Source organism: Nakamurella sp. UYEF19 (genome assembly GCF_040546275.1).
GTDB lineage: Bacteria > Actinomycetota > Actinomycetes > Mycobacteriales > Nakamurellaceae > Nakamurella.
In genome coordinates this window covers 1-20,870 of the sequence record NZ_JBEPNO010000002.1, presented here as the reverse complement: position 1 = coordinate 20,870, position 20,870 = coordinate 1, and the positions used below count along the sequence as shown (strand labels likewise).

Annotated in this window: 17 protein-coding genes; 5 read left to right on the top strand and 12 right to left on the bottom strand. The window is 68.5% G+C overall.

The genetic code is table 11. The annotated features are described in order from the left end of the window. Positions 1-62: 62 nt before the first annotated feature. Positions 63-644: a hypothetical protein gene (locus ABIB25_RS03320; RefSeq protein ID WP_354527009.1), complete on the bottom strand. Its 582-nt coding sequence runs from the start codon at positions 642-644 to the stop codon at positions 63-65. 168 nt (positions 645-812) lie between these two features. Between ABIB25_RS03320 and ABIB25_RS03315 the strand changes: the two genes are divergently transcribed. Both ABIB25_RS03315 and ABIB25_RS03310 read left to right on the top strand, forming a co-directional pair. Next, entirely contained in the window at positions 813-1,868 is a 1,056-nt protein-coding gene (locus tag ABIB25_RS03315) for a LysM peptidoglycan-binding domain-containing protein (protein ID WP_354527008.1), read from the top strand. After that, positions 1,865-2,500: an Rv3235 family protein gene (locus ABIB25_RS03310; RefSeq protein WP_354527007.1), complete on the top strand. Its 636-nt coding sequence runs from the start codon at positions 1,865-1,867 to the stop codon at positions 2,498-2,500. The genes ABIB25_RS03315 and ABIB25_RS03310 overlap by 4 nt, the downstream gene beginning before the upstream one ends. A 75-nt stretch (positions 2,501-2,575) precedes the next feature. Here the strand turns inward: ABIB25_RS03310 and secA are convergent, their stop codons facing one another. The 6 genes from secA to mtrA all read right to left on the bottom strand — a co-directional run bounded on the left by secA (position 2,576) and on the right by mtrA (position 11,927). Then, positions 2,576-5,572: a preprotein translocase subunit SecA gene (secA, locus tag ABIB25_RS03305; protein ID WP_354527006.1), complete on the bottom strand. Its 2,997-nt coding sequence runs from the start codon at positions 5,570-5,572 to the stop codon at positions 2,576-2,578. 293 nt (positions 5,573-5,865) lie between these two features. Further along, positions 5,866-6,474 (bottom strand): ribosome hibernation-promoting factor, HPF/YfiA family, encoded by a 609-nt coding sequence (gene hpf / locus ABIB25_RS03300; RefSeq protein WP_354527005.1) that lies wholly within the window; start codon positions 6,472-6,474, stop codon positions 5,866-5,868. A gap of 230 nt (positions 6,475-6,704) precedes the next feature. Beyond that, positions 6,705-7,451 carry a ComF family protein gene (locus ABIB25_RS03295; protein WP_354527004.1) on the bottom strand — a complete coding sequence of 249 codons (747 nt, stop codon included), beginning with the start codon at positions 7,449-7,451 and terminating at the stop codon, positions 6,705-6,707. Positions 7,452-7,549: 98 nt separating this feature from the next. Beyond that, positions 7,550-9,496: an LpqB family beta-propeller domain-containing protein gene (locus ABIB25_RS03290; RefSeq protein ID WP_354527003.1), complete on the bottom strand. Its 1,947-nt coding sequence runs from the start codon at positions 9,494-9,496 to the stop codon at positions 7,550-7,552. Next, positions 9,493-11,253, bottom strand: a complete 1,761-nt coding sequence (mtrB, locus tag ABIB25_RS03285) for an MtrAB system histidine kinase MtrB (RefSeq protein WP_354527002.1) — start codon at positions 11,251-11,253, stop codon at positions 9,493-9,495. The genes ABIB25_RS03290 and mtrB overlap by 4 nt, the downstream gene beginning before the upstream one ends. Then, the gene (gene mtrA, locus ABIB25_RS03280) at positions 11,250-11,927 is read right to left on the bottom strand and encodes an MtrAB system response regulator MtrA (protein WP_354527001.1); all 678 of its coding nucleotides are present in this window, start codon (positions 11,925-11,927) and stop codon (positions 11,250-11,252) included. Before mtrA ends, mtrB begins: the two co-directional genes overlap by 4 nt. A 108-nt stretch (positions 11,928-12,035) precedes the next feature. Here mtrA and ABIB25_RS03275 point away from each other — a divergent pair, with 108 nt between their 5' ends. Beyond that, positions 12,036-12,938, top strand: coding sequence for a hypothetical protein (locus tag ABIB25_RS03275; protein WP_354527000.1), 903 nt, complete (start codon positions 12,036-12,038; stop codon positions 12,936-12,938). 217 nt (positions 12,939-13,155) lie between these two features. Here ABIB25_RS03275 and ABIB25_RS03270 read toward each other — a convergent pair whose 3' ends face one another. Next, a complete protein-coding gene (locus ABIB25_RS03270) occupies positions 13,156-13,797 on the bottom strand; it encodes a dTMP kinase (RefSeq protein ID WP_354526999.1) in 642 nt (213 codons plus the stop codon). A gap of 105 nt (positions 13,798-13,902) precedes the next feature. On the opposite strand from ABIB25_RS03270, the gene ABIB25_RS03265 reads away from it, so the two are divergent. Next, a complete protein-coding gene (locus ABIB25_RS03265; RefSeq protein ID WP_354526998.1) occupies positions 13,903-14,277 on the top strand; it encodes an FKBP-type peptidyl-prolyl cis-trans isomerase in 375 nt (124 codons plus the stop codon). Positions 14,278-14,495: 218 nt separating this feature from the next. On the opposite strand, the gene ahcY is transcribed toward ABIB25_RS03265, so the two are convergent. From ahcY to ABIB25_RS03245, 4 genes are all read right to left on the bottom strand, one after another. Beyond that, complete coding sequence (gene ahcY / locus ABIB25_RS03260; RefSeq protein WP_354526997.1) at positions 14,496-15,992, bottom strand: adenosylhomocysteinase; 1,497 nt, start codon at positions 15,990-15,992, stop codon at positions 14,496-14,498. A gap of 178 nt (positions 15,993-16,170) precedes the next feature. After that, positions 16,171-17,496 carry a hypothetical protein gene (locus ABIB25_RS03255; RefSeq protein WP_354526996.1) on the bottom strand — a complete coding sequence of 442 codons (1,326 nt, stop codon included), beginning with the start codon at positions 17,494-17,496 and terminating at the stop codon, positions 16,171-16,173. Beyond that, a complete protein-coding gene (locus ABIB25_RS03250; RefSeq protein WP_354526995.1) occupies positions 17,496-18,044 on the bottom strand; it encodes a SigE family RNA polymerase sigma factor in 549 nt (182 codons plus the stop codon). Before ABIB25_RS03250 ends, ABIB25_RS03255 begins: the two co-directional genes overlap by 1 nt. Positions 18,045-18,155: 111 nt before the next feature. After that, positions 18,156-19,448 (bottom strand): MFS transporter, encoded by a 1,293-nt coding sequence (locus ABIB25_RS03245; RefSeq protein ID WP_354526994.1) that lies wholly within the window; start codon positions 19,446-19,448, stop codon positions 18,156-18,158. Between the two features lie 204 nt (positions 19,449-19,652). On the opposite strand from ABIB25_RS03245, the gene ABIB25_RS03240 reads away from it, so the two are divergent. Then, complete coding sequence (locus tag ABIB25_RS03240; protein WP_354526993.1) at positions 19,653-20,747, top strand: LacI family DNA-binding transcriptional regulator; 1,095 nt, start codon at positions 19,653-19,655, stop codon at positions 20,745-20,747. Positions 20,748-20,870 lie beyond the last annotated feature (123 nt).

Sequence of the window (20,870 nt, the reverse complement as noted above, 5' to 3'; positions counted from 1 at the left end):
TGCCCGGGCCGTCGTCGTGGATGACGCCCGGGCCATGCCGACCACCCGCAGTCGACGACCCGTCAGCCCAACGGTAGAGCCCGCACCAACACGACGGCCGGCAGGGGAACCAGCACCACGGATCGAACGCTGCCGGCGCGCCGCGGTTCCCAGGGTGCGTGCAGCGCCACCTCGACGAAGTCGGCGCCGAGACGGTCGATGGTGCCGGTGATCTCGGTATACAGCCCCGGCGGTTCGCCGACTCCCCCGCAGACGACCAGCGCGATCGGAGCTCGATCGCGGGCGAGGACGCGCAGCGCGTACCGAAGATTCAGCCGCAGTTCCAGGCCTTGGACCGCCGGGCCGGTGGCCGACGACAGACCCTCGACGATCGTCAGGGCCGCCGTGGCGACCAGGGCTTCACGCCCCGGCCCCTCCTGGATCAGCAGCCAGTCCGGCCCCGCTTTTCTGATCGTGCCGGTGACCGCGATCCCGGCGGTCGTCCGCAGCCGCAGCGGGCGCCCGATCGAACCGCCGAACCTCTCGACCATGGTGATCGCACCGCTGGCGACGCGCTCGCGGTCGGCCAGTTCGGCGAGCATCTCCGCGTCGGCGAGGTTGTCGAACTGGGCATCCAGGTCACTGAAGAGCTGTTCCCACCGCATCCTCGAACCTGCCTTTCGCGCAAGCGTTCAACACTCATTCGCTCCGCTCCCCGCTCGTGGTTCGCCGGTTGCCTGAGCACTGCGCTCACCGTGGTCGATCGATGCACATTCGTCAAGTTCACGTCTTTCACCTTGACTGATTGCATTTGCTACTGTTTGACTACGTTTATGACTACTAGGGGCAAGTCGACGGGCTGGTGGCCTGACGATGTGCAGCCGCTCGTCCCGCCAACGGCGGATCCACCGGAATCGCCGAACGCGAAATCCCGCCACGCCTGGATGCAGCTGCTGCTGACCGGAGCTGTTCTCGTCGTCCTCGCCGTCGCGCTGCCCGTCCCGTGGACCGCGGTCGCGATGGCGCTGGACACGCACCCGAACGCGGGCGATCCGGTCGGCGAGACTGCGATGTTGCTGGCGGCGGCGATCCTGGTCTGGCTTCTTCTCGGTTGGGCCGTCGTCGCTGCCGCGGCCGCGCTGCTGAGCCGCCTGCCGGGATTCGTCGGTCGGGTGGCCGATGGCGTGCTTCTGGTCGTCGCTCCGGCAATGGTGCGGAGGGTGCTGCTGACCGTCGTCGGAGCCTCGATGGTGACCGGTCTGGCTGCGTGTGGAACCGCTCCGGCCTCGACCGCGTCGGTGCTTGAGAACGGTCACACCGTTGCGGTGAACACCAGCGCTCTTGACTCAGAGCGCACGGTCACCGCAGGTCAGACCGTCGATCGGGCTCGGAGTTGGATCGCCGTCGAGGGGTCAGCGGTCCACCTCCTGTCCGGTACCGGCGCACCTCTGTCGCTGGTGTTGGCCCTCGATCCGGTCGTCGATCTCGACCGACCGGCCCGCGGTGGCGCGCCTGCCGAGTCGCTGAATCTCGATTGGCCGGTCGCGGTCCCGACCCCGAAGCCACCGGTTGACGTCGACTGGCCCGCGCCGGCCACCGCTCCCGCCCTACCCACCGCCGCGGGGCCAGCCACCCCCCAGCAGGCGGGGTCCGGCAGGTCGTCCTCCGACGGGACGGTGGTGGTGCATCGGGGCGACTCCCTCTGGTCCATCGCAGCCGGTCGCCTGCCGGCGGATTCGAGCCCCACCGAGATCGACAGTGCCTGGCGCCATTTGTATTCGGTGAACCGAGCCGTTATCGGAGCGGACCCGAACCTTCTCCTCCCCGGGCAGATCCTGCAGCCCCCACCACTGGCAGCCCCAGCCCAACGAACGGACGACCGACCATGACATCAGCCCTGATCTCCGGAACCGCTGTTCCCGCACGGTCCCTGCCTGCGCACAGCGCACCCGCGCAGGCAACGGCGAAGCCAAGGCCCTATCTGACCTCGGTACCGGACTGCGAACCGCCGTTCGATGACGAGCGGCCGCCGGTCAGCAGACTCCGGACGCTCGCCCGTCCCGGTCTGACGCCCACGCCGCCGCCCACAACTCCGCGGGGCCCGCGACCGCGGACGGGCACGCCATCGATCACCGTTCCGGACACCGTCCAGGACGCGCGGGTGCCGGGCTGGTCCCAGGAGGTCGACATGGGTATTCGGAAGACGACCACGGCCGAGCTGCCCTCGGCGCAACGATCTGGTCCGGTGCTTGCCAGAGCGCTGGTCGAGGTGCTGTGCGGCCAGCGTCCGCTCTCACAGCTCCGGGTGCACTGCGCCCCGGAAGTGTTCGCGGGCATGCAGTCCCGACCGATCGCACGCGGTCCGCTCGGTCATCTGCAGAGCGTCAGGGTCAGCGAGCCCACCGACGGCGTGGCCGAGATCAGCGTCGTGTTCCGGCGTGCCGAGCGCGTCCGGGCGTTGGCGTTCCGCATCCAGGGCGTCGACGGCCGCTGGCGCATCACCGCCCTGCAGACCGGCTGAAAGTCAGCCGGTCCTGCGCGCCGCCGTGCGGTCAGAGAGCGCTGCAGGCCCGGACGGGTCGGACGGCGCTACCGGTCAGACAGCGCCGGGACGGCCGTGGCACTGCTTGTACTTCTTGCCCGAGCCACAGGCGCAGGGGGCGTTGCGGGACTGGGCGCCACCGGCCGAGGCCGTGGTCCCGGTGGTTTCGGTACCGCCGTCCTCGCTGGGACCGGAGTAGCTCAGCGGGACCGCAGGGCCGGCCGGACGGGCCAACCCCTTGGCCTTGAGCGCCGCCGGCGCGCCGTCGGTGTCCTTGACGACCGGAGCAGGCGCCTGCTGGCTCGGCAGCGGCTGCACGGGGCGGACCCGGGTGCGGACGTTCCCGGCCTGCTTGCCGCCGACCTGCTTCGGCGCCGCGAGCCCACTGCCGTTGCCGTTGCGCGACGGAGTGGCCTCACCGTTGGGGGCGGACGCGCCGTCAGAACCGCTCGGACCATTGCCCTGCGGACCGGTGCCGTTCGGACCGCCACCATTCCCGTCGCCGCCATCGGCGGCGCCACCCTCGCCACCGTCAGCCGGGACGATCTGCACCTGGAGGTTGTACAGGAATCCGACCGACTCCTCCTTGAGCGAATCCAGCATGGCGGCGAACATGTCGAAGCCCTCACGCTGGTACTCGATCAGCGGATCGCGCTGGGCCATCGCCCGCAGGCCGATGCCCTCCTTGAGGTAGTCCATCTCGTAGAGGTGCTCGCGCCACTTGCGGTCGAGCACGGACAGCAGCACCCGGCGCTCGAGCTCGCGGGTGATCTCCGGCGTCAGAGCCTCTTCGCGGTCCTGCCAGGCCTTCCGTGCGTCCGCCAGGACGGATTCGAGCAGCGAATCCCGGGTGAGATCGCCCTTCTCGGCGGCGATCGCGTCGGGTGTGACGCTGATCGGGTAGAGCGTCCTGAGCGCGGCCCAGAGGGTGTCGGTGTCCCAGTCCTCGGCGTAGCCCTGCGAGGCGGCACCGTCGATGTAGGCCCCGATGACGTCGGTGATCATGTTCTGCACCTGCTGGTGCAGGTCCTCGCCGTCGAGAACGCGCTTGCGCTCCTCGTAGATGACGGTGCGCTGCTTGTTCATCACCTCGTCGTACTTGAGGACGTTCTTGCGGATCTCGAAGTTCTGCTGCTCGACCTGGGTCTGCGCACTCCGGATCGCCTTGGAGACGAACTTGTGTTCGATCGGCATGTCGTCCGGCATCCGGAGCCTGGTCATCAGCATCTCGACGGTGCCGCCGCCGACCCGGCGCATCAGGTCGTCGCCGAGCGACAGATAGAAGCGGGACTCGCCAGGGTCGCCCTGCCGGCCGGAGCGCCCGCGGAGCTGGTTGTCGATGCGTCGCGACTCGTGCCGTTCGGTGCCCAGCACGTAGAGACCACCTGCGGTGCGGACCTTCTCGGCCTCGGTCTTGGTCTTCTTGGCCGCTGCCTCGAGGGCGTCGGGCCAGGCGGCCTCGTACTCCTCGGGGGTGTCGGCCGGGCTGAGGCCCTGATCGCGCAGGTCCAGATCAGCGGTGAAGTCCGGGTTGCCACCGAGCACGATGTCGGTCCCACGGCCGGCCATGTTGGTGGCCACCGTGACGGCGCCGGAGCGACCGGCCTGCGCGATGATCGCCGCTTCCCGCGCGTGGTTCTTCGCGTTGAGGACCTCGTGCGGGACCCCGGCACGCAGGAGGAGCTTGGACAGCAACTCCGACTTCTCGACCGAGGCCGTACCGACCAGGACCGGCTGGCCCTTCTCGTGGCGCTCGGCGATATCGGTGACCACGGCGTCGAACTTGGCGTCCTCACCCTTGTAGATCAGGTCGCCCTCGTCGGCGCGGCGCACCGGCTTGTTCGAAGGGATGGGCACCACGCCGAGCTTGTAGGTCGAGCTCAGCTCGGCCGCCTCGGTCTGGGCGGTACCCGTCATGCCGGACAGCCGCTCGTAGAGCCGGAAGTAGTTCTGCAGGGTGATGGTGGCCAGGGTCTGGTTCTCGGCCTTGATCTCCACCCCTTCCTTCGCCTCGATGGCCTGGTGCATGCCCTCGTTGTAGCGGCGGCCGTGGAGCACGCGACCGGTGAACTCGTCGACGATGAGCACCTCGCCGCTGACCACGATGTAGTCGCGGTCCTTCTTGTAGAGCTCCTTCGCCTTCAACGCGTTGTTCAGGAAGCCGACGAGGGGTGTGTTCACCGATTCGTAGAGGTTCTCGATCCCGAGTGCCTGCTCGACCTTCGCGACACCGTCCTCGGTGACACCGACCGTCCGCTTGGCCTCGTCGACCTCGTAGTCGCCGTCTCCCCGGCCTTCGCCGCCGGTCTCCTTGCCGCGACGCAGCCGGGGTACCAGGCGGGCGAACTCGGAGTACCACTTGGAAGACTGGTCGGCCGGGCCGGAGATGATCAGCGGTGTCCTGGCCTCGTCGATCAGGATCGAGTCGACCTCGTCGACCACGGCGAAGTGATGACCCCGCTGGACCAGATCGTCCTTGGACCAGGCCATGTTGTCGCGCAGGTAGTCGAACCCGAACTCGTTGTTGGTGCCGTAGGTGATGTCCGCCGCGTACTGCTGCTTGCGGACGTCCGGGGTCTGCTGGGACAGGATGACGCCGACCTCGAGACCGAGGAAGCGGTGTACCCGGCCCATCCACTCGCTGTCGCGCTGGGCGAGGTAGTCGTTGGTGGTCACGACGTGCACGCCGTTGCCCTCGAGCGCGTTCAGGTAGACCGGCAGCGTCGAGACCAGGGTCTTGCCCTCACCGGTCTTCATCTCGGCGATGTTTCCGAGGTGGAGAGCAGCGCCGCCCATCAGCTGGACGTCGAAGTGCCGCTGGCCCAGGGTGCGCTTGGCCGCCTCGCGGACCACGGCGAACGCCTCGGGCAGGAGGTCGTCGGTCGTCTCTCCATCGGCCAGACGGGCCTTGAAGGCGTCTGTGAACTCGCGCAGCTCGGCGTCCGTCAGGTCCACGTAGTCGGACTCGATGGAGTTGATGTGATCGGCGATGGCGCGCAGACGTTTGATCGTCTTCGCCTCGCCGGCGCGGAGCAGTCGGGACAGAACCACGTGGTCACCCTCGGTCGATTTCTCACCAGCCGCAACCGACTGCGACTTCCGCGCACCCAGTTACCGCCGGAGACTCTTGACGCCCCCGGCATGCCCCATGGTAAGCGCAACGGGCCTGCCGGTTGGTCCCGATCGCATGGGAAGACGATCTGCCCTGGGCATATCGGGCTCGCGCTTATCAACTTCGACGGCGCTCATGATCGGGTCGATTTGCGTCCCGTCCGTCACAGAAGGGACAACTTGATCAGCGCGGGCGAAGTTGATAAGCGCGATGGGTGGGGTTGCGGGTCAGATCAGGTCAGGCGCAGGAGGCCGTAGTCGAAACCCTTGCGGCGGTAGACGACCGAGCACAGACCCGAGTCCGCGTCCTTGAAGAGATAGAAGTCGTGTCCGACGAGTTCCATCTGGAACAGCGCCTGGTCGACGGTGATGGGGTCGGACGGATGGTCCTTGATCCGGACGACGCGGCCCGGTCCACCATCGGCGCTGTCGCCGAAACCGTCGTCCTGCCAACGGTCGTCGTCCAGATCCAGTTCGGGGGCTTCGGGGAGTCCGCCGCCGGGACCGGCGATCGCCGAGATCGGGGTGCGGGCGTGCTGTTTGTGGTGCCGGATGTCGGCGGAGCGGCGCAGTCGCGACTCCAGCTTCACCACGGCAGCGTCCAGGGCGCTGTAGAAAGTCTCGGCACTGGCTTCTGCCCGCACGGCCGGACCCTTGCCGGCCAGCGTGATCTGCACCCGCTGGCACGTCTTGGACAGCCTGCGGTTCGATTCGTGGGAGAGCTCGACATCGACCCGGATGATCTTGGAGTCGTAACGCTCGCTTCGCGCCAGCTTGTCGGCCACGTGCGTCCGGAAATGCTCCGGAACCTCCACGTTTCGACCCTTGACGACAATATCCACATGTCCTCCCGACGATCATGGTGACCGGCGTCCGCCGGGCACGCCAACGAATGGTGTGGCGTCCCGAGCGCCCGCCTGCCGGCGGTACGTCGTGAACAGATGCGGGACTCGCCCGGGATGCGTCTGAACCTACCGTCAGTTGGCCTAAACGCAAGGTGGACAACACCATCGAGTCGCATGTGGTTCTTCTGGAGTCCATCCGGATGACGCTCGATCACGAAGCTGGACGGCTATCGGCGCCCGGAGTACCAGGGGGCGACCGTTGCCACCGTGAACGCGGTGCTCACCCCGATTCCGGCCACGGAAAGTGCCCGGGTTGCGGCCAGAAGGGTCGAACCTGTCGTCAGCACGTCGTCCAGCAGCACCACGGCCGCCCCACGCGGTGGCGCACCGGCCGGGCGGAACCGCACCCTCCCGGCGAGATTGGCCGCCCGGGCCGTCGCGTCAAGTCCGACCGAGTCACGAGCGCCGCCCGCCGTGTAGAGGCAGGGGGCGACACCGCACGCCACACCCAGCGAGGCCATCAGGGCCGCAGCGGAACGCGCCATCGTGGTGACCGGGTCCCCGCCCCGCCTCCTGGCCGCGCTTCGACGGCTGGGCGCCGGGACGATCCAGACCACTGCCGGGATGACGCTGATCCGCCGCAGCCGCAGCAGTCCCCGGCCGACCGCTTCCCCGAGCGCCACCGGCAGGTCCGTCCGGCCCCGCTCCTTGCCGGCGATGATCGCCGCCCGGACCGGTCCGGCATACCGGGCCAGCGCCCGGACGGGCGGCAGGAGCAGACCCCCGGCACCGTCACGGGTGTCCTCCGGCCACCGCACGAGTCGAGGGCGGCCGGCCACCGTGCTTGCGCAACCCGGGCACCAGGGTTGCGGCCCGCCGCAACCGGGGCACGGCCGCGGCAGCACCAGATCCAGCGCCACCCGGACCGGGTTGCGCCCGGCGGTCCCGACTTCGATGCTCCGGACGATCGACATCGCCACAGCCTGCCGGTCCCGACTGCAGGCGGCAGGGAACGGCCGGCAACTGTGGACAGCTCGAAGCATGGGGACGAACCCGGGTCCGGACTATCCGGTCAGTTGGGGTAGAACAGACCTCCCGCCATCGTCGAGGTGGCATCCGCCGAGACCCACTTGCCGTCGGTGAGCGTGCCCTGCAGCTTGAGCACCGGCCCCGGCGCGCCGATCTGGCCGAGGATGACGTAGACCAGCGCGGCCACCGACTGGGTGGTGTCGGTGGTGTCCGTCGTCGTGGCCGTCGAGTCGACCACCGAGACGGCCATCGAGGTGACGTCGCCGAACTGCGAGTCGGTGGTCACCTGGGTGACGTCGGACCCATCGATCCGGACATCCTTGATGGACCGGTATCCGGGCAGGCTGTTGGACACGACCAGCAGATCGTTCGCGCTCGGGAAGGCGACCGGACCCACGTTGGACAGGTCACCACGCAATTCGGCGACGTTGATCAGGGCCAGCGAGTTGGGGTTGTCGGCCGGGGCGGTGGTGGCCGCCTGGCTCTTGACGGTCGCCGTCGTCGCGGCGATGGCACCGACGTAGAGCTTGCCGCCGGCCACGATGGCAACCCGCACGCCGTCGGGCGACAGGACGAAGGAGGTCACCTGACCCTTGCCGGCGAGTTCGGCCGATCCGACCTTGGCCCGGCTGGCCCCGCCGCTGGTCGTCGCCGTGGAGCTGGGCTGACCGGTGGAGATCTGGTAGATCTCCGGATTCTTCCCGCTGCCGTTCTGGACCACCCAGACCTCGTCACCGGAGCGGGAGAAGCTGGGTTGGGTGAGGGTGCTGGCCTTCAGCGCCGGTACCGCCTGCTGGTAGGCGAGTGGCTGCCCGATCAGCAGTTGTTGGCTGGACGTCCCGTCGATGTTCATGACGTCCGAGACGGCCGCCAAGGTCCCGGTCGCGGCGGACATCGACGCCGAGACCACATGCTGTGAGCCGGTTCCCACTCCCCCGAACAACGCCCTCTTGGTGAGCAGGTCGATGATCCCGCCGGCGCTGTTGATGAAGTACGGGTCCGAGGCCACGGCGCCACTGCCGGGAACCCGGTCCGGGCTGAAGGACTCGACGGACGAGGCCTTGTACACCGGCACCTGCGAATCAAGGGGGGCGCCGTTGACGTCGATGGAGAACTGGGTGGCCACCGTCGACAGGGTCCAGACAACCTGCGCGGCAAGAGCATTCTTGTCGGCCGCCGTCTGCAGGTTGTCGATGCCCTGCAGGTCGATCAGCGTGAGACCGGCCGAGGAGGTGACCGGCTTCGTCCGCAGGTTCGCGCCGGTCAACTCGGACTGCGCCGCACCCGCCAGGACGCCGGCTGGGCCGTGCAGCAGCAGGTTCATCAGGGTGATCACGTTGTTGTCGGGGGTGCCACCGTTGATCAGGTAACGACGATCCGGTACCACGACCGATCGGCTGGCGTCCAGGAAGTACAACGTCCGAACCGAGAACACCGTGCTGAAGTCGCTCTGCCGGATCAGCAGTTCGGCCGGCGGGTCGCTGATCCGCCACTGACCGTTCTCCCTGACCAGGTGGACGGTGACCTTGTACGTGACGTTGTAGCTGGAGTGGAAGGCGCGGTCGGCGTCCAGCGTGCCCTGGACCGGGCCGAAGATGGTGAACGCCGCCGGGTCCGCGCTCGGGTCGACCCGGAACTGGTCCGGCAGGATCACCACCGCCGCCGGCTTCTTCTGCCACACCTGAGCCGCCTTCGCGGTGAGGTACTGACCTGGTGCGGCGAAGGCGGAACCGGTGCCGCCCAGGGAGATCCGGGCGGCTGCGAAGATGAAGCCGCGCACGATCGCGTCCGGCGTCATGCCGGGATCCGGGGTGGCCGGGGCCTGCTGGCTGTTCTGGTCCGCGACCTTACGGACGTCGGTGACCGGGCTGGACCCCGGAATGCCGGAGCATCCGGCCAGTAGGAGGGCCAGACACACCAGCAGGAGACGGTGCGGGCGGCGGACCGCGCAGGACGTCCTCAGATGGTGCAACGCACGGGACGTCGTCATCGACCGGCTCCTTCGGCGTTCTCGGCCACACCGGGCCAGGCGATCACGGCGCCGGCCGGCAGCGCGCCGGCCAGTCCGTGGTGGGTCCAGTCGCGGGTGTCCAACGGGTCGGTCGCGCCGTCGGCCGGTTCGTCGCTCTCGTCGCCGCCGACACGCAGGGCGAGTGGCGAGGAGTTGACGAGGGTGTCGGTGACCAGCGGGAGCGTCAACCGGAAGCGGGCGCCCTGGCCCGGTGCGCCGGAGGCCTGCAGCCAACCGCCGTGCAACCGCGCATCCTCGAGCGAGATGGCCAGACCGAGCCCGGTTCCCCCGGTCTGCCGCTGGCGGGACGGATCCGCACGCCAGAACCGGTTGAACACCAGACCTGCCTCTCCGGGCTTGAGCCCGACGCCGTGATCGGTGACGGTGATCGCCAGCACCTCGCCGTCGCTGACCAACTCGAGGTCGATCGTCCCGCCCTCGGCATGGTCGATCGCGTTGTTGAGCAGGTTGCGCAGGATCCGTTCGACGCGGCGACTGTCGATCTCGGCGATCACCGGGACCCCGGGTAGATTCCGGACGATCTCGACCCCGGCGTTGGCGGCCAGCGGCTTGGCTGCGGCAATGCAGGAGTTGATGACGGCGCGGACGTCGATCTGCTCGGCGGCGAGCTCCGCCATCCCGGCGTCGAACCGGCTGATCTCCAGCAGGTCGGCCAGCAGTGTCTCGAACCGGTCCAGCTCGTCGACCAGCAGTTCCGTCGACCGGCCCAGGTGGGGCGGAAGGTCTTCGCGGCTTTCGTAGAGCAGGTCGGCAGCCATCCGGACGGTCGTCACGGGCGTGCGCAGTTCGTGCGAGACGTCGGAGGTGAACCGCCGCTGCAGGTTGCCGAACTCCTCGAGTTGCCGGATCTGGGCGCGGATCGCGTCGGCCATGCCGTTGAACGACCGGGCCAACGTGGTGAGCTCGATGGGCCCGCGGACCGGCATGCGTTCGGCCAGGTCACCGGAGGCAAGCCGCTGGGCGACGGCCGCCGCCCGCCGGACCGGCCGGACCACCTGCTGGGCGACCAGGAAAGCGATCAAAGTCAGCGCAAGCGCCAGGCCGGCACCGCCCAGCAACAGGGTGTTCTGCACGACGGCGGCCGTCGTCTGGTCGGCCGTCAGCGGGAAGATCAGGAACACCGAGAAACTGTCGGTGCTGGTCGGAGCGGGTGAGCCGACCACAAGGGCGGGCACGTTGACACCCTCGCGGCGCACCGTCGTGTACTGGTACGCGATGACGCCGGAGCCGACCCTGGCCTGCAGATCGCGGGGGACGTCCTCGATGAAGCCCTGCGTCTGGTTGGCGCCACCGTCCGGACGGCTCTGCACGATGACCGGATCGAACGCGCCGGTGTTGCTGCCCTGAGCGTTGGAATCGGTGGCCAGCGCCGGGTTGCCGAGCGCCTGCAGCGTGAGATCCAGCTGGGACTGCAGCGAGGCGGGATCAGCGTCGGCGCCCTGCATGCCTTTGATGACGGTCTGCGCGGCCTTCTCCACCTCGGAGATCGCCACGTTCTGCTTGGAGGCGAGCAACCCGCGGGTGATCTGCTGCTGGAGGATGAACCCGACACCGAACATGGCGAGGGTGGAGAAGAACAACGTCAGGACGACGACGCGGAGCAGCAGCGATCGACTCCAGAACGACAGCGCCGCCCGGAACCGGGAGCCCTGCAACCGCAGTGAGTGGGCCCGCCGCTCGGTCGTCGTGCTGCCCGGCGATGGACCTGCGGTCACGCGATACCGGCCTTGTAGCCGACCCCTCGCACCGTGACGACCACCTCGGGCCGCTCCGGATCCTTCTCGATCTTGCTGCGCAGGCGCTGCACATGGACGTTGACCAGCCGGGTGTCGGCCGCGTGGCGGTAACCCCAGACCTGCTCCAGCAGCACCTCGCGGGTGAATACCTGCCGAGGCTTGCGGGCCAGTGCGACCAGCAGGTCGAACTCGAGTGGCGTCAGCGGGATCGTCTCGTTGTCCCTGGTCACCTGATGACCGAGCACGTCGATCTCGATGTCGGCGACCCGCAGCCGCTCGGCCGTCCCGACATCGGCCCGACGGAGCCTGGCCCGGATCCGCGCGGTCAGCTCCTTCGGCTTGAACGGCTTCATCACGTAGTCGTCAGCGCCCGACTCGAGCCCGAGCACCACGTCGACGGTGTCCGTCTTGGCGGTCAGCATGATGATCGGGATACCGGATTCGGCCCGGATCTCCTTGCACACGTCGAGCCCGGAGGTGCCGGGCAGCATGAGGTCCAGCAGCACGAGATCGGGGTGGGTTTCGCGGAACACCTCGAGTGCCTTGGCCCCGTCGCGCACCACCGCGGTGTCGAAACCTTCCCCGCGGAGCACGATCGTCAGCATCTCGGCCAGGGCTGGGTCGTCATCGACGACCAGAACGCGCGCTTTCATCCCTCCATGGTGTCATCCCGCGGGCTCTGATGCGTGCACGTCCGGCGGGGTGGCTGCCCCGCGACTGGCTGGAAGTGGCCGGTCGGAGCGCATGGCACCATGATCGACGTGAGCCTCCCGCCGTATCCCCCGCCCTCCGGCCCGACGAACGGGGGCCGGCAACTCGGCCTCTACCCGCTCCGACCGCTGCGGATCGGCGAGATCTTCGCCGCCGCCGTGCGCGTCGCCTGGCGCCATCTGACCGTCCTCGCACCGCTCGCCCTGCTGGCCGGCGTAGTAGCCCTCGGCGTGCAGTTCAGCCTGCTGGCCTCCAGCGGGTCGCTGCACGACTACGCGTCCGGACAGTTGCTGGCGATCCCGGTGAATCCCACCCAGGCAGATCTGAACGCGCTGGTCGACCGCCTGGTGCGGGACTACCTGCCCGCTGTTCTGGTCAGTTCGCTGATCTCGCTGATCGCCGGTCCCATCCTGGCGGGCATCGCCACCCCGTTCGCGGCGCTCGGGGCCACCTCGACGGTGAGCACCAACGGGGCCGGACTGGCCCGCCTGCGTGGTCGCTGGGGGGTGTTGCTCGGTAGCGGCGTGGTGGTCGGTCTGGCCATCGCCGTCGGCTCCGTCCTGCTCGTCGTGCCCGGGATCATGGCCTGGCTGATCCTGCTCCCGGCCGGTCCGGTCGCGGCGATGGAAGGTTCCACCCTCGGTGACTCGATCAAGCGCGCTGCCGTGGTCAGCAAGGGGTTCAAGGGGCGCCTGTTCGGCGTGAGCATTCTATCGAGCCTGATCAGCGGCGCCATCGCGCTCGTCGTCTCGTCGATCGTCGGACGGTTGGTCTCCACGGAGCAGCCGATTTCCCATCTCGTCGTCACGTCGGTGGCCACGGTTCTGGTCGGCGCACTGACCGTGGCCTGGAGCAGCAGCGTGGTGGCGATGCTCTACATCGACATCCGGATCCGTCGTGAGGGCCTGGCCCAGGCCCTCGCCGCTGCCGCCGGGCCGTCCCGCTTCAGCTGACCCGCCCCGGCCCCCGTCGCCCTGGCCGGCCCCCGTCGCTGCGCATACAGGACTGCCCGGCGCATACAGAATGGCGGTTTATCGGCCAAAATCGGCGAATTTGGGCAGTCCTGTATGCGCGGCAGGACCAGCTGCGGCGGCACCAGCTGCGCGCGGCAGCTGCGGCAGGACCAGCGGCGCGCGGCAGGACCAGCTGCGCGCGGCAGCCCCAGCGGCGTCAGGCAAGCAGTTCGGCGAGCAGGTCCGGCCTCGGACCGTCATCGGGGGTGAGCACCGTCCAAGGTGACAGGAAGCCGTCATCGGCGAATTTCCGGTACATCCGGCCAGTACGGGACTGCAGCGCCAAGTCCGCCTCGAAACGGTCGAGCGCTCGGTCGACGTCGATCTCGGCACGGCTGCGCGCCCGCTCTGCGGCGACCGCCTGCGGAGTAGCGAGCAGCACCTGCCGGTCTGGGAGCGGCAGTGCGAAGCGGTCGATCTCCAACGCGCGCACCCAATCCGGAAAGTCGGTCTCGACGTCGGGCGCGCCGAGCCGCGCGGCTCCATAGGCTGCATTGGAGCTGACGTACCGGTCGAGAAGCACCAGGTCGTTGGTCGCAACCAGATCCCGGATCTCCGGCGCGGCTGCGCGCCTGTCCAGAGCGAAGAGCAGCGCCGGCCCATGCACGGAGTCCGACAGATCGCCGAGGCGGCCGTAGAGCGCGTCCTGCACCAGATCTGCGTGGACGTCCAGACCGTAGCGAGGAAAAGCCATCGTCGCGATCCGGACGCCCGCCGCGCGCGCCTGGTCGGCCAGCAGAGCGGTCAGGGTCTGCTTGCCCGACCCGTCCAGCCCCTCGATCACCACCAGTGCGCCCACGCGGTGAACCCTATCTGCCGCCGCAGTCGCGCTGGTCCGCGCGCCACAACCCGTCAGGACAACACGATTCCACTCTCCGACCGGAGCGATGGTTGGATGGTCCGCATGACAAACCCATCTGCCAGCAAGCCCGAGGTCGACTTCCCCACCGGCGAACCGCCGGCCGAGCTGGCCATCCGCGACATCACCGTTGGGACCGGCGCGGAAGCCGTGCCCGGCGCCAAGGTCACCGTGCACTACCTCGGCGTCGAGTTCGCCAGCGGCGAGGAGTTCGACTCGTCCTGGAACCGCGGTGAGTCCATCGAATTCCCGCTCCGCGGCCTGATCCAGGGCTGGCAGGACGGCATCCCCGGGATGAAGGTCGGCGGCCGACGCGAACTCGTCATCCCGCCGCACCTGGCCTACGGTGCCGCCGGCTCCGGCCACCGCCTCTCCGGCCAGACCCTGATCTTCATCATCGACCTGCTCGCGGTCGCCTGACGCCGCCTGCCTGACCCGTCCCCGCGCTTATCAACATCGACCGCGCTCAACAACGTCGCGTTTTTGTGACTCGTGGGACGCAAATCGACCCGATCATGAGCGCAGGCGAAGATGATCAGCGCGACGGTGGGGCGGCAGACGCGAAATGCCCCGCGAAGCATCGAGCTTCGCGGGGCATTCTGCTGTTCGGCCCTTAGACCAGATCGGCCGTCAGGAACTCAGTAGCGGTAGTGATCAGCCTTGTACGGGCCCTCGACGTCGACGCCGATGTACTCCGCCTGCTCCTTGGTGAGCTTGGTCATCTCGCCACCGAGGGCGAGAACGTGGATCAGGGCGACCTTCTCGTCGAGGTGCTTCGGCAGGCGGTAGACCTCGAGGTCGTACTCGTTGCGCTTGGTGAACAGCTCGATCTGGGCGATCGTCTGGTTCGCGAAGGACGCCGACATGACGAACGACGGGTGACCGGTGGCATTGCCGAGGTTCAGCAGACGACCCTCGGACAGCACCAGGATGGTCTTGCCGGACGGGAAGCTCCAGAGGTGCACCTGCGGCTTGATCTCGGTCCGCTTGATGCCGGGAATCCGCGCCAGGCCGGCCATGTCGATCTCGTTGTCGAAGTGACCGATGTTGCCCAGTACCGCCTGGTGCTTCATGTTCTGCATGTGCTCGAGCCGGATGATGTCCTTGTTGCCCGTCGTGGTGATGACGAAGTCGGCGCGGCTGATGGCCTCGTCGATCGTCGCGACCTCGTAGCCGTCCATCAGTGCCTGCAGCGCACAGATCGGGTCGATCTCGGCGATGACGACGCGGGCACCCTGTCCGCGCAGGGACTCGGCGCAGCCCTTGCCGACGTCGCCGTAGCCGGCCACGAGCGCCACCTTGCCGCCGATGAGAACGTCGGTGGCGCGGTTGATCCCGTCGATCAGGGAGTGGCGGCAGCCGTACTTGTTGTCGAACTTGCTCTTGGTCACCGAGTCGTTGACGTTGATGGCCGGGAACAGCAGCTCGCCGGCGGCGGCCAGCTGGTACAGACGTAGCACACCGGTGGTGGTCTCCTCGGTGACGCCCAGGATCTGCGGGCCGACGGCGGTGAAGTAGCCCGGATCGGTGGCCAGCGAGGCGCGGAGCAGATCGAGGATGACGCCGTACTCCTCGGAGTCGGACTCGTCGGTCGATGGGACGACGCCGGCCTTCTCGTACTGCACACCCTTGTGGATCAGCATGGTGACGTCGCCGCCATCGTCCAGGATCATGTTGGGGCCCACCGGCTTTCCATCTTCTGACGGCCAGCGCAGCATCTGGTCGGTGCACCACCAGTACTCCGGCAGGGTCTCGCCCTTCCAGGCGTAGACCGCCACTCCCTTGGGCTCCTCGGGGGTGCCGTAGGGACCGACGACCGTCGCCGCAGCGGCATGGTCCTGGGTGGAGAAGATGTTGCAGGACACCCAGCGGACGCTGGCACCGAGGGAGACGAGAGTCTCGATCAGCACGGCGGTCTGGACCGTCATGTGCAGCGAACCGGCGATGCGCGCACCCTTGAGCGGCTGCACCTCGGCGTACTCGCGGCGCAGGGTCATCAGGCCGGGCATCTCGTGCTCGGCCAGGGTGATCTCCTTGCGACCGAATTCGGCCAGGCCGAGATCGGCGACCTTGAAGTCGAGTCCCCCGATGCGGTCAGCCGTCAGGCCAGCCGTCGTACTCAGTGTTGTCGTCAAGACGTTTGCTCCTCGTGCAGGTCATCTGCGCCACGCCAGCCGTAGCGCTCCACGGCCGGACTCGGGCGGAGGCCCTGCACCGGACGCCCGGCATTCTTCGACAACGGGCGTGCATGTCCTCACCAGGATAGCCGCTTCCGCGCCGGTCAGGGCCCGGCAACACCGATCGCGACGGATCTCATCGTGTGGATTGGCTCTCGGTCGCCGCGGCCGCCGACTCCTGCGCCAGGGAACTCTCGACGAGGGGGTTCGGTTCGTCCTTGACCCCGAGTGTCGGAGCCAGCCGGACGGAGGCGGCCAGGGCAGCCAGATCGGTGGTGGTCAACGTGACACCGCCGGGCGACTGGACGACGATCGTCGCCTTCCCCCACCTGGTCCAGGCCGTTTGGTACTCGGCGTTCACGCGGACCGGGATTCCCCCGACATCGACGCCGACGCTGTCCGCCACGAACTTGGCGTTGGACTCGTTGCCCAGCACGATGCCGGCGCCGAAACCTCCATCAGCCACATTCGCGTACATGCTGAGGCAGTTGCCGTAGCTGTTGCCGTTATCCGAACCGGCACTCGATGACGCATCGCCTGCTGAGACCACTGCCGCAGACGAAGCCGGCGCCGCGGACGCTGCCTTCGTCGGGGCGCAGAGCGTCAGGCCCGGCCCGGTCATCTGGGAGACGTAGGAGGAGAGGGTCGAATCGGCGACGGTATAGCCCTTCAGCGTCAATCCGATCGACAGGTTGGCGGGGAAATCAGTTGGCTTGTCAGTGATCGCGGAGGCGAAAGCGGTGAGCACGGTGTTGCTCTCGCCCACAGTCCACACCTGGATCCATCGGCCGTCGCCGAGTTGCCAGGCGATGCGGGCCTCCACCGGAGCGGCGTAGGTGTTGTCGAAGGAACCCTTCGGTGCGGTCAGCAACTGGGCCGGATGACCACTCACGGTGATGGGCGTGCTGACCGCCTTGGTGTCGTAGCCGGGGGCGAAGACGTCGAGAGTCGGCCGTTCGACCGTGATCAGGTAGCCGCGGTACTGGCCGGTACCGGTGGTGCCGGACCGGACGTCGATCGTCTGCCTGGCCGTCGGCTCCTTGCCCGTCCAGTTGACCAGCAGCGACGACGGTCCGCTCTGCACGTCGGGACCGTCGTGGTCGTAGGACACCCACGACGCGGGGACCGAAACCGGTGAGGTGACGGCGACGCCGGCGAACGGCACGAGCCGGGAGTTGGCGGCCAGAGCGGTGGTGCTCGCACTCGCTCGCGGGCCGAGGGTCGCCGTCACCGCCGGGGCGGAGGCCTCGTGCGGGGTGGTGAACAGACCCGGCCCGAGAAGGGTGGTGGTGCCGGTGACCACCAACACCACCACACCCACGGAACCGGCTGCATACCAACGCCTTCGGCGAAGACGCCGGTGGTAACCGGCGTGCTCGGCGCGGACGAGGGACGCCCCACTCGGCGCGTCCTCCGCGATGGCCGCCAGTCGGCGGTGCAGCAGCAAGTCCTGGTCGTTCATCAGTGTTCTCCGATCTGGTGGGCGCGGCGCGTTCGAGGTGCCGGTGCGAGCAGTCCCCCGGCGGCCCGGCCGGACACGCTCTCGCGCTGGCGGATGGCCGTCAGGCCACGGGAGATGTAGGAGCGGACCGCGCCGGAGGAACAGCGCAACTCCGCGGCGATCGCGTCGTCGGCGAGGTCGAAGTAGTAGCGGAGGACGATCGCTGCGCGTTGTTGCTGCGGCAGCTCGGTCAACAGCTGTTCGAGTTGGTCCCGGTCATCCACCGATCGCGAAGCCTGGGGTCCAGCGATCTCCGGCAGTTCACCGGAGACCGTCGAACTGATGAAACGCCCGCTCCAGCTGCGTCTTTCGGAGAGGAAGCCGTTCGTCACCATGGAACGGACGTAGGCAGCCGGAAACTCCATCCGGCCGATCTTGTTCCACCGCAGGTGGGCCTTGATCAAGGCATCCGCCAACACGTCGTGGGCGGAGTCCCGATTGCCGGTCAGTAGTCGTGCATAGCGCCGCAACTGATCCAATTCCGAGAACAAGAACTGTTCGAACGTCAACGGGCCCTCCCCACTCGGACGAATCTGCCCCGTCGTACCGGGCCGATTCTTCACTAACGCGGCTGGGACCCGGACTGCATCGCTGACTTCCGACTTTTCTGAGCTGCGGCGTCAGTCGGTCGGGGCTCCGGCCGGTTCGATCGTCGCGTGGGCAGACTCGCGGGCGGGTTCGCGCATCGGTTCGCGAGCTGCACCGGAGGTGAACCCCGCCAGCGCTACCAGGATGAGCACGAGCAGAAGGGCGTGCAGCAGACCGATGTGGCCGCCCAGGAAGCCGATCGAGGGCGGGCCGACGAGGAAGGCGAAGTAGCCGATGGTGGCCACCGCGCTGACCCTGGCCGCGGCCACCTCCGGATCGTCGGCGGCAGCGGACATCCCGACGGGGAATCCGAGCGCCGATCCGAGACCCCAGAGCACCACCCCGATTCCGGCGATCACCGCGTTGGGTACGAAGATCACCACCAGCAACCCGGCGGCGGCCAGGGCCGCCGAGAAACGCAGCACCGGAACCCGGCCGAACCGGTCGAGCAGGAAGACCCCGGCGACGCGGCCGACAGTCATCGAGAGGACGAAGATACCGAAGACGAACGCACCGGCGGCGTTGCTGACGTGGTGGCCGTCGACCATGGCCAGCGCGAGCCAGTCGTTCGCGGACCCCTCCGCGAAGGCCATGCCCAGGATGACGAGCCCGATCAGGATCGTCCGGCGCTCCCGCCAGATCCCGAGTCGGCTGCGCCAGCCGTCGGCCGGCTGCGACCCGGGCTCGAGTGGCGTCGGCACGGTGGTGTTCGGCGCGTCGGGGTAGGGCTGCAACCTGCGGATGGCAATGAGCACACCGATGATGACGACGGCGGCAACGGCACCGAAATGCACGGCGATCGGGACGCCGATCAGCTCGGCCACGGCACCGAGCCCGGCTCCGGCGACCGTGCCGACGCTGAACGCAGCATGGAACAGCGGCATGACGGTACGCCCGAGAACCCTTTCAGCGGCAGCACCCTCGACATTCATGGCGACATCGCACATGCCGGTTCCGGCGCCGAACACGGCCAGGCCGGCCACCACCAGGATGGGTGTGGAGAACAGCGTTGCTCCAATCCCGGCGGCGGCCAGGCCGACGGCACCGCCGATCATCGCGCCCGCGATGGTCCTGGCGGATCCGAAGGTGATCAGCACATGGCTGGAGAGCACCAACCCGACGATGGACCCGGCCGCGAGACCGAACACGATCCAACCCATCTCGGCGGTGGTGGCACCGAGCGAGTCACGGATCGCCGGCGTCCGGGACACCCAGGTCGACAGGCCGATGCCGCAGAGCCCGAAGATTCCGAACACGGCGTTACGCCACGCGACGACCTGACTGCGCGTCAGCCCACCGGTCTCGGCGGCGGTGACCTTGTTCATCTGATTCCCCGTACTCGGTGAGTGACTGGACGCGCTCGGATGCGGAGTCGAATCGATTCGATCAGCGCATTGGACTAAGGTAGCGATCGCATTCGGCTCGGTCAAACGGCATGCGCCTCTCGCCGTCGCCCTGGGTCAACCGAATTCACCGGCGCCTTCGATGGATCGTCGGCCGCAGACTCTTCCCGCACGAAAGGCGGAGCGATGTCCGAGACCGACTTTCGCCACGACCGCCACGCCGTCGACAAACGACCGACGCTGGCCGCAGTCGCCGCCCTTGCCGGGGTCTCGGTGTCCACTGCCTCACTGGCATTCAGCGGCTCCGGGCCGGTGTCCCCCCAGACTCGCGACCGGGTGCTCGCCGCCGCTGAGGAACTGCAGTACGCGGGGCCGGACCCGCGAGCACGATCGCTGCGCCAGGGCCGGTCCGGGATCATCGCCGTGGTACTGGAAGAAACTGTCCTGCAGGCCTTCCGCGATCCGGTGAAGATCGCGTTCCTGGACGGCATCGCCCAGGAGATCGCCGGGTCCGGCCGCGCGCTGCTGCTGGTGCCGGACGTCAGCGACGAGCTGTCCGGTGGGCCGAGTGCACTGGAAACCGCCACCATGGACGCCGTCGTGCTGTTGGGCTGCAGTCCGTTCGTGGCGAGGTCGATCACCATTACCCGGCGACGATCCATCCCCATCGTGGCGCTGGGCAGCACACCGTTCCCCGACGTGCTCGCCGTGACGCTCGACGACCGCCCTGCCACCGTCACGCTGGCCCGGCACCTGCAGTCGCTCGGGCATCGGGAGGTCGCCGTGGTCGCGCTGCCGCTGGAATCGAGCAGGGAGCGCGGGCCACTGACCGCGGAATGGGAGTCACGCGCGACCATCTCGACCACCATCGACCGGCTGGCCGGCGCTCGTGAGGTCTTTCCCGAACTGGCGGCCGTCATCACCGCGGGCAGTCTGGTGGACGAGGGGCTGCTGGCGGGTCGGTCCCTCCTGTCGCGAGCGGCCAACGAGCGCCCGACCGCGATCATCGCCCAGAGCGATCTGCTGGCGGCCGGAGTGATCAGGGCTGCGCAGGAACTGGGGCTGCAGGTGCCCGGCGATGTCAGCGTGGTCGGATTCGACGGCATCCGTCTGGACAATGTGATCTCCCACGACCTGACGACGATGGTCCAGCCCGCAGCGGAGCAGGGCGGCACCGCCGGCCGCATGGTGTTGGAGATGCTCGACGGCGGGCACCCGGCGGCGGCCCGCTTCACCAGTGCGTTCCACCTCGGCGACACCACCGCTCCCCCCGCCCCCTGACCCCGCGCCCGTTCCGCGCGCCGCTGGTGCGCGCCGCTGGTGCGCGCCGCTGGTGCGCGCCGCTGGTGCGCGCCGCTGGTGCGCGCCGCTGGTGCGCGCCGCTGGTGCGCGCCGCTGGTGCGC

What these genes read in the sequence shown, in the direction of transcription:
- ABIB25_RS03245 (WP_354526994.1), bottom strand. Translation starts at nt 19,448, where the DNA reads ATGAACAAGGTCACCGCCGCCGAGACCGGTGGGCTGACGCGCAGTCAG.
- ABIB25_RS03265 (WP_354526998.1), top strand. Translation starts at nt 13,903, where the DNA reads ATGACAAACCCATCTGCCAGCAAGCCCGAGGTCGACTTCCCCACCGGC.
- ABIB25_RS03320 (WP_354527009.1), bottom strand. Translation starts at nt 644, where the DNA reads ATGCGGTGGGAACAGCTCTTCAGTGACCTGGATGCCCAGTTCGACAAC.
- ABIB25_RS03290 (WP_354527003.1), bottom strand. Translation starts at nt 9,496, where the DNA reads ATGACGACGTCCCGTGCGTTGCACCATCTGAGGACGTCCTGCGCGGTC.
- ABIB25_RS03310 (WP_354527007.1), top strand. Translation starts at nt 1,865, where the DNA reads ATGACATCAGCCCTGATCTCCGGAACCGCTGTTCCCGCACGGTCCCTG.
- ABIB25_RS03295 (WP_354527004.1), bottom strand. Translation starts at nt 7,451, where the DNA reads ATGTCGATCGTCCGGAGCATCGAAGTCGGGACCGCCGGGCGCAACCCG.
- mtrA (WP_354527001.1), bottom strand. Translation starts at nt 11,927, where the DNA reads ATGAAAGCGCGCGTTCTGGTCGTCGATGACGACCCAGCCCTGGCCGAG.
- ABIB25_RS03240 (WP_354526993.1), top strand. Translation starts at nt 19,653, where the DNA reads ATGTCCGAGACCGACTTTCGCCACGACCGCCACGCCGTCGACAAACGA.
- ABIB25_RS03315 (WP_354527008.1), top strand. Translation starts at nt 813, where the DNA reads ATGACTACTAGGGGCAAGTCGACGGGCTGGTGGCCTGACGATGTGCAG.
- ABIB25_RS03255 (WP_354526996.1), bottom strand. Translation starts at nt 17,496, where the DNA reads ATGAACGACCAGGACTTGCTGCTGCACCGCCGACTGGCGGCCATCGCG.